Genomic DNA, 15948 nt, shown 5'->3' with positions numbered 1-15948 from the left:
ATGAGTCAGACACAACGCCAGCTGCGGCTGGGTGCCATTATTCAGGGGGCTTCCGGCAACATGTCGGCATGGCGTCATCCGGATGCGGTGGCTGATGCCAGCATCAACGTGGACTACGTGCTGGAGCTGGCGCGAAAGGCTGAGCAGGCGAAAATTGATTTTCTGTTCGTCGCCGATGGCCTGTACATCACGCCTCAGTCGATCCCGCATTTTCTCAACCGTTTCGAACCCATCACCCTGCTATCGGCGCTAGCGCTGGTAACAAAACACATTGGCCTGGTGGCGACACTCTCCACCTCCTACAGCGAACCTTTTACCGTGGCGCGCCAGTTCGCCAGCCTTGACCATCTGAGTGGCGGGCGCGTTGGCTGGAACGTGGTGACGTCGCCGCTGGAAGGATCGGCGAAGAACTTCTCCCGCGCCACCCATCCTGAGCATGACGAACGTTATCGCGTTGCCAGCGAGTATTTGCAGGTAGTGAAGGGGTTGTGGGATTCGTGGGAAGAAGATGCCTTTGTGCGTGACAAAGACAGCGGGCAGTTTTTCGATCCTGACAAACTGCATACCCTCAATCACCAGGGCAAGTATTTCTCAGTGCAGGGCCCCCTCAACGTGGGTCGCTCACCGCAGGGGCGGCCGGTGGTGTTTCAGGCGGGCGCTTCGGAAGCAGGTAAAACCTTTGCCGCAGAAGCGGCTGACGCCATCTATACGCGTCAGGATACACTGGAACAGGCGCGTGAATTTCGTGAGGATGTGCGTCGTCGCCTGGTGGCCCAGGGACGCAATGCTGATGATATTCGGGTTTTTCAGGGTATCAGCGTGATTGTCGGGGATACCGAAGAGGAGGCGGAGCGCCGCTATCAGCAGACCGCAGAATTGGTGAGCATTGATAAAGCGCTGGAATATCTTGGCCGTTACTTCGAGCATCACGATTTCAGCCAATATCCGCTGGATGCGCCTTTCCCGGACATCGGCGACCTTGGCGCAAACAGCTTCCGCAGTACCACGGAGTCCATTAAACGCCATGCTCGCGACCGTGGGTTGACCTTGCGCCAGGTCGCGCTGGAAGAAGCCACGCCCCGGCCCGGTTTCCTCGGTACCGCGCAGCAGGTGGCAGACGGCTTAGCCCAGTGGTTCCTCGCGGGCGCAGCGGATGGTTTTATCGTTCGTGGCGGTACCCCTGGCGCATTTGATGATTTTGTCGATCAGGTGATCCCGCTGCTGCAACAACGCGGACTTTATCGCAGCGAATATGAGGGCGAGACGCTGCGCGAAAACCTCGGGCTGGCGGTGCCGGAAAACCAGTTTTCACAACGCCGTCGTCAGCAGGTGGCCTGAGATGACGAATATCACCGCACAACAACAGGCGCTGGAGGCGAGGGGTTCACGGTGACGCGTACCGGACTGCGCTTGCTAACCGATGCCGATGCCTTACAAAAAGTGAAAGCCGATTTCGCACGCCCCTGAGGAGAAAACCGTGCCACAACCTTATCGCAGAAAACTGAAAACGCTGGTGGGGGCCACCAGCGTGATTTCGGCGGGCAATGACAGCCAGCCGGGGATCGGCATTGCCCGAGCCATCGAACTGGCGAAACTCGCGGAACGCGAAAAAATCACCGGTCTGTTCACTGCCGATCTTTTACAGGCCGATCCTGCCGGGCTGGCAGGTAATACCGGCAGCCAGGACCCGCTGATTGCGCTGGCGGCGCTGAGTCAGACGACATCGCAGATTGGTTTGATTGCCACGGTCAGCACCAGCTGGCTGCATCCCTATAATCTGGCACGCCAGGTCGGTACGCTCGATCATGTCAGTGGCGGACGTGCCGGCTGGAATGCGGTGACGTCATCGGTGGGTGAGGAGAACTTTGGTGAAAGCCAGCTGCCGCTGCCGCAGGAGCGCTATGCGCGCGCCACCGAATTTATCGAAGTGATGAATGCGTTGTATGATGCGAACGAACGTGAGGCGGTGCAGCGCACCGCCAGCGGAGGGATACGTATCGATCCCGCCAGGCTGCATCCGATTCATTATCGTGGCGACTATTTTCAGGTCGCCGGGCCACTTAACGTACCGCCTTCACCGCAGCGCCGTCCGGTGCAGTTTCAGGCCGGACAATCAGAAGCCGGGGTGACGCTGGGCGCACGTTATGCCGAGGTGATTTACACTTCTCAACCGACCTTTGACGCCGCCCAGGCGTTTGTGGCGGATGTGCAGCAGCGTGCACGGCGCTTTGGTCGGGAACACAATCCACCGCTGATCATGAATTCATTCCACGCCATTATTGGCGACAGCGAGGCGGATGTGGCGCGCCGCCTGCGTGATAAGCATGAACGCATCAACTACCAGCAGGGTCGCCTGCGAGTGGCGGATATGCTGGGGGGCGAGGTGGACCTGCGCGATTTGCCGCTGGATCGCCCGCTCCCTGTGGCGCTGATCCCGGAAGTGACGCAGGTCCACCGTCGGCAGGGGCGCGCGGCCATTTTCCGCCAGTATGCGCTGGAAGGGCTGACGCTGCGCGAGCTGATCATTAAAGCTGAAGAAACCGGTCACTGGTTTGTTGCTGGCACCCCCGAAACTCTGGCGGATGCTATTGAACAACGTTATCAGGCTGGCGTGCTGGATGTGATCTCACTCCATGGGCTGGGACAACCTGATCAGCAGGATTTGTTGCTGAATGGCCTGCTGCCGGAACTGCGACGACGCCGGTTGCTGGATACGGATTATCAGGGCAGCGATTTCCGCAGCAGTCTGGAGCTGGCCCCGTTGCGGTAGTGCGCATCACTGACGTTGACCCGCATCGGACGTTCGGTTCCCTTATTAAGCCGGGTAGTTGCTTTAGAAAAACAGCAGAACTCGCTGATACAGACTGCCTTCCTTGATGCTTGCAAGACATAGTAACCATTACTATAATAATCACGACTATGGAAAGGGCGATTTATGAGCTTTAATCTTTATGTTCATAAGCGCTTTGATAAGGCATTCAAGAAAACCAGCCTTAACGATGCGCAACTTTGTATTGCAGCAAGTGAAGTGATGAACGGTGTGTTTGAGGGGGATTTAGGCGGTGGCGTCATTAAAAAGCGCTTAGCTTTGAACGAAGGTAAAAGCGGTGGCGCTCGTTCAATCATCTTTTTCAAACAAGGTTCAAACCTGTTTTATTTCGATGGATGGGCAAAGGATGGCACTAAGAAGGGCGTAAAGGAAATCGAAGACGACCAGTTAGAAGGCTTTCATGAACAGGCTAAAATTTATCTCCGCTCAGATGCAACAGCTATCAAAAAGTTGGTTGATGCCGGAATAGTAAGAGAGGTGACATGCAATGAAAACTAAACCAGCTTCACTCAGTGAAATGCTCGAAGATATGAAAGAGCTACATGCGTTAGGGCTTGCAACTGACCAGGAATTAGCAGCAGCAGAAACACGGGCAAGAGCCCGTGAAATGCGTGATCGCATTGAAGCTGTTAAGCAGATGACAGCAGAAGAAATCAAAGAGGCTCGCACGCGCTGGGGAATGTCTCAGTCGCTTGTTGCTTACTCGTTCGGAATGACTGTAGACAGCGTTTCTAAATGGGAACGTGGTGAGATCAAGCCGAGCAAGCCAGTATTGCGCATGTTGCAGCTCTTGCGCGATAACGGGCCTGAACTGTTCGCTTCTAAGCATTAATCAGAGCCGCTTTGAGAGTTAACGTCTACTCGGAACACATAAGCAGGCGGCATCACGCCGCCTCGTTAAATAGGGTGTTCTGTAATGAATCAACGAAATCGCGCTTTCCGCAAGCATCATGAGCGGCGCTTAAAAGTAAAACGTAACCGCTATAACAATGCAATTGGCGGTCACGGTTTGACGTATCACACGCCTTGTCTGTGTTCTTGTTGGATGTGTGGCAATCAACGCCATCACAACGGAGCGCCGATATCAGAGCTAAAAGCTCGCGCTAAATTCTGCGAATAATCACAAATCTGCCCAAGCGCTGAGGGATCTCTGGCAATGGGCGGGTAATAAAAAACAGGCATAGCGTTTTGTGATCTACTGATTGTGCAATCAATTTAGTGAGATCACCTCTATGCCTGCCCGTCGGGTATGTCAGAATGTCTTTCGTCATGCCCTGGCACCATTTCACAGATATCGACTAAATTCCCTGCTGGAGGCCACTGTTGCATTAATCAACGGCGCATCTAATTTCAGCACGGTATACCATGAGGCTGACTAAATATCAGGCCGCAATTGGCAACCATAAGGGACGTTATGTCGGACGCAGAAAATCTTGATATCGAGCTGTTGCGCACTTTTATCGCGGTGGCCGACTCACATACTTTCAGCAAAGCAGGGATCCGTTTAGGCCGTACCCAGGGCGCGGTGAGTCAGCAGATGCAACGACTCGAAACCCTGGTGGGAACGGCGTTGTTCGAAAAAGAAGGCCGGACCAAACGACTGACGCAGCATGGTCAGCAACTGCTGAGCTATGCACGCGATCTGTTGTTGTTGAACGACGATGCATTGCGTTCGCTGAAAGACAGCCGTTTCTCCGGCGTGCTCAGAATTGGTTCACCTCATGATGTCGCAGATACCCTGCTGCCGCCACTCCTCAGCCAGATCGCCCGCTGGGCACCGTCACTGAATATTGAGCTGGACGTTGGCCGCAGCCCCTTCCTGATGGAAGCGCTGCACCGGGGAGAAGTGGATATGACCATATCAACCCGTTTCGACCCACAGCTGGAAGGTGTGTTGCTGCGAACCTCTCCTACCGTGTGGATCTGTTCCGCGCAGTATCAGCATCGCCCGCATTCCCCTCTGCCGCTGATCCTTGCCGATTATCCCAGCATCTTTCGCCGGGTAGCGATTGAAGCGCTGGATGCGGCGCAGGTGCGCTGGTCTCCGGCTTACACCACCTCCAATTTGCTGGGTATCAAGGCCGCAGTGAAAGCCCGGCTGGGGGTGACGGCGCGCAGTATTGAATTGCTCGACAGCGATATGCGTGTGCTGGGTGAAAGCGATGGCTTACCACGCCTGCCGGATACACAGTTTTATCTGTGGATCCGCCCCGGCACCAGTCAGACGCTGGTTAAGCAGGCGTTTGAGTTAGTGGCGAGTGGCTTCAGAAACACCTGAACTTGTATTAGAGAGAGTGAAAAACCTATTAGGGTTCAGGATACTTTGCTGTTGAGAATAGCCACGCGATTAAAAAATTAATTGATTATTTTCATATGGATAAAATTAAAAGCGTGTCAGCGAATTTCCCTATTCCCTGGAAAAGCATAAACAAATACCCAATTCTCATTTCTTCCTGAATTAACGGCTCACTAGTATCGGCCCATCATCTCAACGATAACCGGGCCGACAATGACTTCGCGTTCACCAGGCATTCCCGATACATCTCCGGCAGATATTGCGGGCAGTCCGCTGCATGCCGTGCTTCAGCAGCCTTTTTTGCTGGGGCTGTTTCTGCCGATTCAGAGTGGCGGCTGGAGTCCTTCACAGCTGGCACGTACCACCGACTGGCACTTTGATTACAACAAACAGCTGACGCTCACGGCGGAAGCCCTGGGCTTCGATCTGGTGTTCGGTCTGGCGGAGTGGAACCCGAAAGGGGGCTATGGTGGGCAGATTCGCTATCGCGAGCACAGCATCGACCCCTTTATGACGACTGCGGCATTAAGCGCAGTGACGTCACGCATTTTGCTGATCTCCACGCTCCATATTCTGTATGGACCCTGGCACCCGCTGCATCTCGCGCGCTTTGGTGCATCGCTGGATCTGATCTCAGGCGGACGCTGGGGGCTGAATATGGTTACCGGCAATCAGGACAGTTACGCCCGAATGTTCGGTGCGCCACAGATTGAACATGACACGCGCTACCGAATGGCGGAAGAGTTTGTCGCGCTGTTGAAACGTTACTGGCTCGATGAGGAGCAGATCAATTTCCAGGGAGAATTCTGGTCGAGTGAAGCGGGTTGGGTGGCAGCAAAACCCCGCTATGGCCGCCCCCTGCTGGTGAATGCCACGGGTTCGCAGGCCGGGATTGATTATGCCGCGCGTCATTCCGATCTGGTGTTTATTACCAGTCCCGCAGGGGCGGAGATTGAGGCGGCGCTACAGGCGTTGCCTGCGCACACGGCGCGTATCCGGGCAGCGGCGGCGTTACAACAGCGTACGCTGCGCACCTTAATCAATCCGATGATCATCTGCCGGCCCACAGAGCAGGAAGCCTGGGATTATTACCATGCCATTGTCGAAGCACAGGATCCGGTTGCCGTGGACAACTTTTTTGCCTCGGCACAAAAACGCGACAGCCAGGCGTTTCTCGGACATCAGCGCGATCAGAAAATTGTCGGTGGCAATATTCAGCTGGTCGGCTCGCCAGAACAAATCGTGCAGTATCTGCTGCGCCTGCAACAGGCGGGGTGCGATGGCGTACAGCTGACGTTTTACGACTATGCACCAGACCTTGCTTACTTCGGTGAAGCCGTACTGCCCCTGATGAAACAAGCGGGGCTGCGCCTGTGAAAATCTCTCGCTTCAGGTTGCATCCGCTGCTGGCGCGCGTCATACAGGCGCTGCCGGTGGCACTTATGGTGGTGATCCTCAACTTTTTCCTGCTGAAAAGTGTACCGGGCGATCTGGCTGATGTGATTGCCGGAGAAGCCGGAGCGGCGACACCCGAATTTATGGCGCAGCTGCGCGCGCAGTTTGGCAGCGATCAGCCGTTGATGGTGCAGTTCTTCTCCTATCTGAAAAACATTCTCAGCGGCGATCTCGGCTGGTCATTCCGCTACAGCGAATCTGTTACCCAGCTTATCGCCGAGCGGCTTTCCTCCACACTGCTGTTGATGGGGGTCGCATTACTGATCGCGGTGACGCTCGGTACGCTACTGGGGGTGATTGCTGCCGTGACCAGGAAGCCAGCCATTGAGCGCCTGATTGGTCTGATCGCCACCCTGGGATTTGCCATGCCAGTGTTCTGGCTTGGTCTGATGGTAGTGGTGGTGTTTACCGTCAAGCTGGGTTGGCTGCCTTCCAGTGGTGACAGCACCATGGGGGCCGATTTTACCGGGTTGGCAAGTGTCTGGGATGTGACACGCCATCTGCTGATGCCCGCAGGTTGTCTCGCCTTCAGTTATCTCGCGCTGTATATCCGCCTGATGCAGGAGTCCGTCCGTGGTGTGGCGTTGCAGGACTTCATCCGCACCGCGCGCGCCAAGGGCTGCAGCCGCTTCCGTCTGATCTGGCGGCATATCATCCCCAACGCATTGTTACCGGTGGTGACGCTGACCGGCCTGCAATTTGGCGCGATGTTAAGCGGATCCGTCACCATTGAAACGGTGTTCGCCTGGCCGGGGCTGGGCCAGCTGGCGCTCTCGGCGGTGTCAACGCGCGATGTGAATCTGTTGCTGGGGATCTTATTTGTCACCTCGCTGTTTGTGGTGGTGGTGAATCTGCTGACCGAGCTGGTGCATGCCGCGATCGATCCACGCAGCCGCAGTGGGGGCCATTTATGAGCACGCTCAGTCTGCTAAAACCCAAAGCTATCGCGCATCTGGCGGGCTGGTGTGGTGCGTTTGGTCTGCTGCTGGTGATTGCCATCGCTTTGCTTGCGCCCTGGATAACCGGCAGCGATCCCACGGCGATGATTGCCCGACCCTATCTGGCACCGGGTCAGAATGTGGCTCATTTGCTTGGCACCGATACCCTTGGTCGTGATATCTGGAGCGGCATTGCCTGGGGCGCACGCCTCTCTCTCTCGATTGGACTGGCTGCCGGATTACTGACAGCCGTGCTGGGATTAGTGATTGGTAGCTTTGCCGGTTTCTATGGTGGCTGGGTCGATAACCAGCTGATGCGCATCACCGAACTGTTTCAGATCATGCCTTCGCTGTTGTTCACCCTGGTGCTGGTACTGATCCTCGGACCCACGGTCTCAACTATCACGCTTGGTATCGCGGCGACCGCGTGGCCTAACGTGGCACGCATTGCCAGAGGCGAAGCCCGCCGGTTGCGTAATCTCGATTTCGTACTGGCTGGCAAGGTCATGGGGATGCGCGATAGCCACATCCTGCTGGTGCATATCCTTCCCAACGTGTTGATCCCGGTAGTCGCGATGCTGGCCATGCTGGTCGGTCACGCCATTTTGACCGAAGCCGCGCTGGCGTTTCTCGGGATGGGCGATCCTAACGTCATCTCCTGGGGCAGCATGATCGGGCAGGGCAGAGATGTGTTACGCAGTGCCGGATATATCTCCGCCATTCCTGGGATAGCGATTTTCTTTACCGTCGCGTCATTGAGCCTGCTGGGTCGGGCCATTAATGACGTGATTAATCCACAACGCGGGAGGCTGCAATAATGGCGCTATTAGAGGTGGAAAATCTCACCATCCGTTATCGCGGCCAGCATCAGGCGGCCGTAAAGCAACTGAGTTTCACCATTGAAGCCGGAGAGACGCTGGCGCTGGTGGGGGAGTCAGGCAGCGGTAAAACCACCACCGGTTACGCATTGTTAGGCTTGCTGCCCGCTGGAGCGCATACCACGGCGGATCGGCTGCAATTTGAAGGGCAGGATATCCGTCATCTCAGCGAAAGCGCTCTGCGCCAGTTACGGGGTGGACGCGTCGGCATGATTTTTCAGGATGCTCTTTCTGCCTTAAACCCGCTGATGAAGGTGGGTGATCAAATCGCTGAATCCGTCCGGCTGCATCAGCAGGTTGGGCGCAAAGAAGCCCGACTCCGTGCGCTGGCGCTGCTGCATAAAGTCCGCATACCGATGGCCGATCAGCGCTATGCCAGTTATCCCCATCAGCTCTCCGGTGGCATGCGTCAGCGCGTGGTGATCGCGATGGCGCTGGCCGGGAACCCGGCGCTGCTGATTGCCGATGAGCCCACTACCGCACTGGATGTCACTATTCAGGCGCAAATCATTCGTTTGCTTGCTGCCATCCAGCAGGAAACCGGGACCGCCATTTTATTGATTACCCATGATTTAGGCGTGGTGGCCGAGCTGGCGGACCGCGTTGCGGTGTTACGTCACGGCGAATGTCTGGAGACGCAGTCGGCGCAGCGGTTATATCAGCATCCGCAACATGCCTACACCCGGCAACTGCTGAACGCGCGCCCGCTGGCCGGAGGTCAATTATGAGCGCCCGGCTACTGGATGTGCGGGAGTTAACGGTTCGCTATGACACCACCGAAGGCAGTTTTACCGCGGTTGATGGCGTCAGTTTTCATATTGATCGCGGAGAAATCCTCGCGCTGATTGGTGAATCCGGTTGCGGTAAAACCTCGCTGGGTAAGGCGCTGGTTGGCTTGCAGCGTGCGCAGCAAGGCGATATCCACTTCCGCGATACCAATCTGGCCGCGCTATCCGCGCGTCGGCTGCGTCCACTGCGCCGGGCGATCCAGATGGTGTTTCAGGACCCGTTGTCAGCCCTGGACCCGCGTCAGCGTGCGCAAAAAGCGGTGGAACTACCGTTAAGCCTGCATAGCGGGTTATCGCGCCAGGCACGGCGTGAAAAAGCCGCGCAGCTGTTCAATGATGTCGGGCTGGATAGCACGCTGATGGATCGCTATCCGCATCAGTTATCGGGTGGGCAACGTCAGCGCCTGAACATTGCCCGTGCACTGGCGCCAGAACCTGAATTGATCGTCTGCGATGAGCCGGTTTCAGCACTGGATGTCAGCCTGCAAAAACAGATTGTCGATCTCCTCCAGACCCTGCAACAGCGCACCGGCGTTGCCATCCTGTTTATCAGCCACGACTTATCGGTGGTGGAGCGCATCGCTTCGCGTATCGCGGTGATGTATGCCGGACAAATTGTTGAGGTTTTGCCGAAAGCGCAGATGTGGAGTCACGCTGCTCATCCCTATACCCGTCTGTTACTGAGCACCATTCCTGGCACCAGCCCGGATCAGCGTCGGTTGCGCCAGGCTCCTCCCGATGAGGAGTCGCCAGTCAATCCGTATGCCCTGAGCCAGGGCTGCCGCTTTCAGCAACGCTGCCCCAATGTGCAGGCCGATTGCCGTGAACGTGCGCCTGCGCTGAGCGGGCAGGGCGAGGGCCATCAGGTGGCCTGCCATCATCCTTATGCCCCATCCGGGCAGACTTTAATCATCAGGAGAGCCGTATCATGACTGCTGCCAATGCAGATATTCCCGTAACGGGAGTGACCCGTGATGCGCTGCTGGCGGCAACGCATGAACTGTCGACGCGGCTGGCGCAGCAGGCGGCGGCCCGTGATGCCGGGCGAACGCTGCCCTTTGATGTATTCGCGGAAATCCGGCAATTGCGCCTTGGTGCACTGCGTGTGCCGATATCGGCAGGCGGTGCGGGAGGTAGCTGGCGCGACGTGGCACAGCAATACCTGGCGCTGGCGCGTGGCGATGCCAGCGTTGCACAGGCGTTTCTCGGTCATGTGGTTTTCGTCGAGCGTCTGCGTCTGATGGGCACTGCTGCACAGCAGCAACAATATCTTCCCCTTGCGGCAGCGGGTTATCTGTTCAGTGGCGCGGCGGCTGAACGGGGCGGTCAGTTCCGGGGGGAATTACAAACCCGGTTAACCGCCGAAGGCGATTATTTCCGGCTCAATGGCCTGAAGCATTACAGCACCGGTGCGCTGTTCGGCGACTGGCTGAAAATCCGCTGCCTTAACGATCAGAATCAGCTGGTATCCGCCATCGTCCCGGCCAACCGCCCCGGCATTATTCGTCATGATGACTGGAATGGTATGGGGCAGCGCTGCACCGCCAGTGGCACCACGGAACTCAACCACGTCCGGGTAGCGGCGTCAGAAGTGCTGATGATGGAACCCTGGCGTCACCAGCGCCATCACGCCGGAGCCACCGCGCAAATTATTCACTGCGCCATTGATACCGGCATTGCCCTGGCGGCGCTGGATGATGCGCTCGATTTTGCCCGCCAGCATGTGCGCCCGGTAAAAGAAAGCGGCGTAACCAAAGCCAGTGAAGATCCCTATCTGCTACATACGGTGGGGGAGATGTCGGCCCACTGCCGCGCGGCGGAAGCGCTGGTACTGAGCGCGGCAGACCAGCTGGAAGCGGCCGCGAGCGCCCGCTTCACTCAGCAGACCATTGAGGCTTGCGAGCATCTGGCAGCGCAGGCCTCACTGGCCGTGGCGGAAGCAAAAACCGTCTCAACGCGGGCTTCACTGGCGGTGTCGCAATGGTTGTTCGATATCGGCGGGGCCTCGGCTACGGTGCGCACGCGCAATCTTGATCGTCACTGGCGCAACGCCCGAACTCACACCACGCATGACCCACTGGCTTACAAATACCGCACGCTGGGGGATTTCTACGTTAATGGCGAGTTACCGCCGCTGACTTTTTCTTATTAACTTTTATCAGGGGTTTTTTGCATGAAATCTGCGGATTCGTTGCATCTTAGTCGCCGTCGTCTGCTGGAGATGATGGCTATCAGTGGCGGTGCACTGGCTGCATCCGGGTTCCTCCCGTCTGCGATAGCCGCCCAGGTGACCAGCCAGTCATCCGGTGACGGAGTGATTAAAGGCGGAACGTTGTTTGCCAACGTGACACCGGAACCTGCGGGCCTGGTGGCGGGGATAAACATCTCCAGCCCGGCGGTGGTGGTCTCTTCCAGTATCTTTGATGGACTGGTGACCTATGACAAAGATTATCAGCCACAGCCGCAACTGGCGGAGTCGTGGGAGCAGTCGGAGGACGGCAAATCGATCACTTTCCATCTGCGCAAAGGGGTGAAGTGGCATGATGGTCATCCCTTCACTTCAGCAGATGTGGAATGGTCGATCCTCAATGTGGTGAAGAAAACCCACCCGCGTGGCGCATCCAACTTTGCCAAAGTGACCTCCGTTGAGACGCCGGACGATCATACCGTGATCCTGCGTCTTACCGGCCCGGCTCCGGTTATCTGGTCGGTACTTTTCGGTACCGAAACTCAGATTGTGCCGAAACACCTTTATGCAGGCACCAACCCGCTGACCAATCCGTGGAATGTGAAACCCATCGGCACCGGGGCCTTTAAATTTAAAGAGTGGGTGCGCGGCAGCCATATCGTGCTGGAGCGCAATGAGGATTACTGGGATACAGGGAAACCCTACCTCGACCGCATCATCTTCAAAATGTTGCCGGACGCCGGTGCGCGCAGCGTGGCGCTGGAAAGTAATGAAATCCAGTTTGCTGCCAACAACCCGGTGGCAGAAAGCGATGTTGCTCGCCTGGCAGCCAATCCTAATCTGGTGCTGGATACCGTGGGCTGGCAGGTTCCGGCCCCGATATTCTTCTTCGACTTCAACTTCCGGCGTAAAACCTTCCAGGATATTCGGGTGCGTCAGGCCTTTGCCCATGCTATCGACCGCAAAGGGCTGGCGGACATTGTCTGGTACGGGCTGGCCAATGTGGCGGAAAGCTGCGTGCCCAGCTTCCAGAAGCAGTTTTTCAAACCCGGTTTACCGCAACATGAGTTTTCACCCGAGAAAGCCGAAAAACTGCTGGATGACGCAGGTCTGAAACGCGGGCCGGATGGCGTGCGCCTGCGCATCAACCATATTACCGAGGTCTCCTACGGCCAGGTTTATCTGCGTGCGGCGGAATATATGCAGCAGCAGCTTAAGAAGGTGGGGATTGAGATGGAGCTGGTCAACCTGGAGCTTGCGGCCATGATTCGCCGTGTGTTTGGCGAATATGACTTCGATACTTTTTCACAATGGTACTCAGCCTATCCCGACCCGCAGATTGGTGTAACGCGGCGCTTCTGGAGCAAAAACATCAAACCCGGCACGCCCTCCAGTAATGATTCCGGCTACAGCAATCCCGAGATGGATCGCATCATCGAAGGCATCCAGCAGGAAGGGGATGTGGAGAAGCGTAAACAATACATCTGGCAGATGCAGGAGCTGGTGCAGACTGACGTTGCCTCTATCAACCTGCTGGAACTGAAGTTCTTTGGCTTCTACTCAAAGAAATTACAGGGATTGCGCAAAGGCCCGATGCTGTTCTACTCAACGCTGGCCGATGCCTGGCTGGAGAAATAATCATGAGCGCACCCTGTCTGGAACCCGACATCTTACTTACACGGGCCAAAGCGCTTGGCGAGCAGCTTGCCGCCGAGGCCGCCGAGTATGATCGCATCGGCAAAGCCAACTTCTCCGCTTTTGAGCGTATTAGCCACCTGCAACTGGGGGCACTGCGCGTCCCACGGGAATACGGTGGCGCGGGCGGGACGATGCCGGACTTAGCCCGGCTGGTGACTGCGCTGGCGCAGGGCGATCCTTCTGTCGCTCAGGCGATGCTGCCCCATTTTGTCTTTGTCGAACGCACCCGCCTGATGGCAACCCCGGCGCAATGCGATCATTTTCTCTCGCAGGTGGCGCAGGGAATTCTGGTGGGCGGCGCTTCAGCAGAACTGGGCGGGCAATATCGCGGCGAAGTGCGCACCCGTTTACGTCGCAGCGGAGACGCTTATCGTCTGTCCGGCGAGAAACATTACAGCACCGGCGCACTGATGGGGCAGCTGCTGAAGGTGCTGGCGCTGGACGATGATGATCAGTCGGTGCTGGTGGTGATTCCTTCTGACCGCGCCGGGGTGGTGCGTCATGATGACTGGTCTGGCATGGGGCAACGCGGCACGCTCAGCGGTCGCACCGAATTACATCAGGTCCGGGTGGATGAGCAGGAAATCATGCGCGTGCATCCGTGGCAGCAGCAACGGCACCATACCGGATCGGCTTCGCAGATTATCCATTGTGCTATTGAGGTCGGCATTGCTCAGGCCGCGTTGGCCGATGCGGCTGGCTGGGCGCGCAGCAAAGTGCGGGCGGTGCGGGAAAGCGGGCAACCGCAGGGCAATAAAGACCCTTACCTGCTGCATAAAGTGGGTGAAATTGCCGCGCGCACCCATAGCGCAGAAGCGCTGGTGCTGCTGGCGGCAGAGCAGGTGGAGCGCGCTGGGGTGGCGCGTTTTGCGGGTGCCGCACCAGAGGAAATTGAACAGCTTGCCATTGATGCGGCAGTTATCACCGCCGAGGCCAAGGCGATTGCCACGGAAGCCGCGTTGTTTGCCTGCCAGACCATGTTTGATGTTGGCGGGGCATCGATGACGCTGCGCCAGCATGGCTTTGATCGCCACTGGCGTAATGCGCGGACCCACACAACACACGATCCCATCGCCTGGAAATATCGGGCAATCGGCGATTATCGCGTTAATCACCGCCCACCTCCGATTAGCTACCTCTACTGATTGAAGAAAAAGGACTGAACATGAGCGCTGAAATTAATGTCGCCCAGCTGGAGAACTGGCTGGTTGACGGGCAGGAACTGGCCATTTTTGACGTAAGGGAACACGGTGAATATGGGCAGGGGCATCTGTTTTTTGCCGTACCACTGCCCTACAGCCGACTGGAGCTGGATATCACGAGGCTTGCTCCCAGCTACCGCGCCAGAATGGTGGTGTATGACGATGGGGATAGCCGTGTTGCGGCGGCAGCGGTGCGCCGTTTAACGGCTCTGGGGTATCAGCAGGTTTATCTGCTGGCAGGGGGAACCCAGGCCTGGTCAGCTGCTGGTTACACCCTGTTTGAAGGCGTAAACCTGCCCTCGAAAACCTTTGGCGAGCATGTGGAAGCGATACGCCATACGCCTTCCCTCTCCGCCTCGGAACTGCATCAACGCATTTATCGGCAGGAGCCGTTACTGATTGTGGATGGTCGCCCGTTTAGCGAATACCAGAAAATGAGTATTCCGGGCAGCGTCTGTTGTCCTAACGGTGAGTTGAGTGCGCGTATTGATGGCCTGCTGGCGGATCAGAACACGCCGATCGTTGTGAACTGCGCTGGGCGGACGCGCAGCATCATTGGGGCACAAACGCTGATCGATCTAGGCATCAGCAATCCGGTCTATGCGCTGGAGAATGGGACGCAGGGCTGGATGCTGGCGGATTATGCACTTGAACATGGTCAACACCGGCGCTGTCCCGATGACAGCGCGATCAGCACCGAACGCGAACATGCTGCCTGTAAGCTGGCGGAAACGGCAGGGGCCAGCTGGGTTTCCCCGGAGCAGGTGAAAAGCTGGCAATCACAGCAGGACAGCGTCTATTTACTGGATGTTCGCACCGAAACCGAGTTCCTGGCCGGGACATTGCCTGGTGCGCAACATGCGCCAGGCGGCCAGTTGCAGCAGGCCACCGATCAGTATGTCGGGGTGCGGAATGCCCGCCTCGTTCTGCTGGATACGGAAAATGTTCGTGCGCCGGTGACCGCGTACTGGTTGCGACAGATGGGGCACCAGGCTTACATCCTGCAAGGCGGTATCGCGGCGGGTCTGCGTGAAAACATTCGCTCTGACCTGAGCCAGCCGCTTGCGCCGGTGCTGCCACACATTAGCGTGAGCCAGTTACGGGCATGGCAGGGATCGCGCCCGCTGCGAATATGGGATATTCGTAGCAGCCAGGATTATCGCAACGGTCATATTCCTGGCAGTGTCTGGGTGAATCGCCGCCATCTTATTGATGCTGATGTGAGTGATGTGGTGATTGTCAGTGACGAACCGCAGCAGGCGGGGTGGCTGGCAGTGGATGGTCATCCGCTGGGGTGGCTTAAGGGCGGTGTTACTGCCTGGCTGGACGCGGGAGGGGAGGTTGATGTCACACCGGATTCCCCGCCCGATGCGGAACGTATCGATTATCTCTTTTTCACCCACGACAGACATCAGGGAAATAAAGCGGCTGCGCGGCAATATCTGGCCTGGGAGCAGGGGCTATGGCCGCGCTTGCATCCTTCAGAAAAAAATGTGCTTAAACCAATAACAGAACAGAAATAGTCATGATGGCCAGTGGTGACACTGGCTTAATATTACTTGTCGCCCATTGGTGTTATTTGTATTTTTTATGAAAAGTTAATGAATATACTGAAAATGGAATTGCACATTAATTGAATCTGTTTTTTGTTTCACTGGTCAATGTTTTAAAATTC

The 15948-nt window shown here is 56.8% G+C and carries 14 protein-coding genes; all 14 read left to right on the top strand.

Translation table 11 applies throughout. The features are described 5' to 3' along the window. The 14 genes from CUN67_RS26895 to CUN67_RS26830 all read left to right on the top strand — a co-directional run bounded on the left by CUN67_RS26895 (position 1) and on the right by CUN67_RS26830 (position 15796). Positions 1-1338, top strand: a complete 1338-nt coding sequence (locus CUN67_RS26895) for an LLM class flavin-dependent oxidoreductase (RefSeq protein WP_208718515.1) — start codon at positions 1-3, stop codon at positions 1336-1338. A 139-nt stretch (positions 1339-1477) separates the two neighbouring features. Further along, entirely contained in the window at positions 1478-2770 is a 1293-nt protein-coding gene (locus CUN67_RS26890) for an NtaA/DmoA family FMN-dependent monooxygenase (RefSeq protein ID WP_208718514.1), read from the top strand. Positions 2771-2935: 165 nt separating this feature from the next. Beyond that, positions 2936-3328 (top strand): type II toxin-antitoxin system RelE/ParE family toxin, encoded by a 393-nt coding sequence (locus CUN67_RS26885; RefSeq protein WP_208718513.1) that lies wholly within the window; start codon positions 2936-2938, stop codon positions 3326-3328. After that, positions 3318-3662 carry a helix-turn-helix domain-containing protein gene (locus CUN67_RS26880; protein WP_208718512.1) on the top strand — a complete coding sequence of 115 codons (345 nt, stop codon included), beginning with the start codon at positions 3318-3320 and terminating at the stop codon, positions 3660-3662. The genes CUN67_RS26885 and CUN67_RS26880 overlap by 11 nt, the downstream gene beginning before the upstream one ends. Before the next feature lie 582 nt (positions 3663-4244). Next, positions 4245-5108: a LysR substrate-binding domain-containing protein gene (locus CUN67_RS26875; RefSeq protein ID WP_208718511.1), complete on the top strand. Its 864-nt coding sequence runs from the start codon at positions 4245-4247 to the stop codon at positions 5106-5108. A 231-nt stretch (positions 5109-5339) separates the two neighbouring features. Then, positions 5340-6503: an LLM class flavin-dependent oxidoreductase gene (locus CUN67_RS26870; protein ID WP_208718510.1), complete on the top strand. Its 1164-nt coding sequence runs from the start codon at positions 5340-5342 to the stop codon at positions 6501-6503. Next, positions 6500-7495 carry an ABC transporter permease gene (locus CUN67_RS26865; protein ID WP_254711497.1) on the top strand — a complete coding sequence of 332 codons (996 nt, stop codon included), beginning with the start codon at positions 6500-6502 and terminating at the stop codon, positions 7493-7495. The genes CUN67_RS26870 and CUN67_RS26865 overlap by 4 nt, the downstream gene beginning before the upstream one ends. After that, on the top strand, positions 7492-8337 hold the full coding sequence (locus tag CUN67_RS26860) for an ABC transporter permease (RefSeq protein WP_208718509.1): 846 nt from the start codon (positions 7492-7494) through the stop codon (positions 8335-8337). The genes CUN67_RS26865 and CUN67_RS26860 overlap by 4 nt, the downstream gene beginning before the upstream one ends. Beyond that, on the top strand, positions 8337-9125 hold the full coding sequence (locus CUN67_RS26855; RefSeq protein WP_208718508.1) for an ATP-binding cassette domain-containing protein: 789 nt from the start codon (positions 8337-8339) through the stop codon (positions 9123-9125). The genes CUN67_RS26860 and CUN67_RS26855 overlap by 1 nt, the downstream gene beginning before the upstream one ends. Then, positions 9122-10117, top strand: a complete 996-nt coding sequence (locus CUN67_RS26850) for an ABC transporter ATP-binding protein (RefSeq protein WP_208718507.1) — start codon at positions 9122-9124, stop codon at positions 10115-10117. Before CUN67_RS26855 ends, CUN67_RS26850 begins: the two co-directional genes overlap by 4 nt. Continuing rightward, a complete protein-coding gene (locus tag CUN67_RS26845) occupies positions 10114-11337 on the top strand; it encodes an acyl-CoA dehydrogenase family protein (protein ID WP_208718506.1) in 1224 nt (407 codons plus the stop codon). The genes CUN67_RS26850 and CUN67_RS26845 overlap by 4 nt, the downstream gene beginning before the upstream one ends. 21 nt (positions 11338-11358) lie before the next feature. Then, positions 11359-13011, top strand: coding sequence for an ABC transporter substrate-binding protein (locus CUN67_RS26840; protein WP_254711496.1), 1653 nt, complete (start codon positions 11359-11361; stop codon positions 13009-13011). 2 nt (positions 13012-13013) lie between these two features. Further along, positions 13014-14216 (top strand): acyl-CoA dehydrogenase family protein, encoded by a 1203-nt coding sequence (locus CUN67_RS26835; protein WP_208718505.1) that lies wholly within the window; start codon positions 13014-13016, stop codon positions 14214-14216. 20 nt (positions 14217-14236) lie between these two features. Beyond that, positions 14237-15796 (top strand): rhodanese-like domain-containing protein, encoded by a 1560-nt coding sequence (locus CUN67_RS26830; RefSeq protein WP_208718504.1) that lies wholly within the window; start codon positions 14237-14239, stop codon positions 15794-15796. Positions 15797-15948: the final 152 nt, after the last annotated feature.

Source organism: Pantoea cypripedii, from assembly GCF_011395035.1.
GTDB lineage: Bacteria > Pseudomonadota > Gammaproteobacteria > Enterobacterales > Enterobacteriaceae > Pantoea > Pantoea cypripedii_A.
The sequence above is the reverse complement of the archived record's forward strand: the minus strand, read 5'-3'. Positions and strand labels throughout refer to the sequence as shown.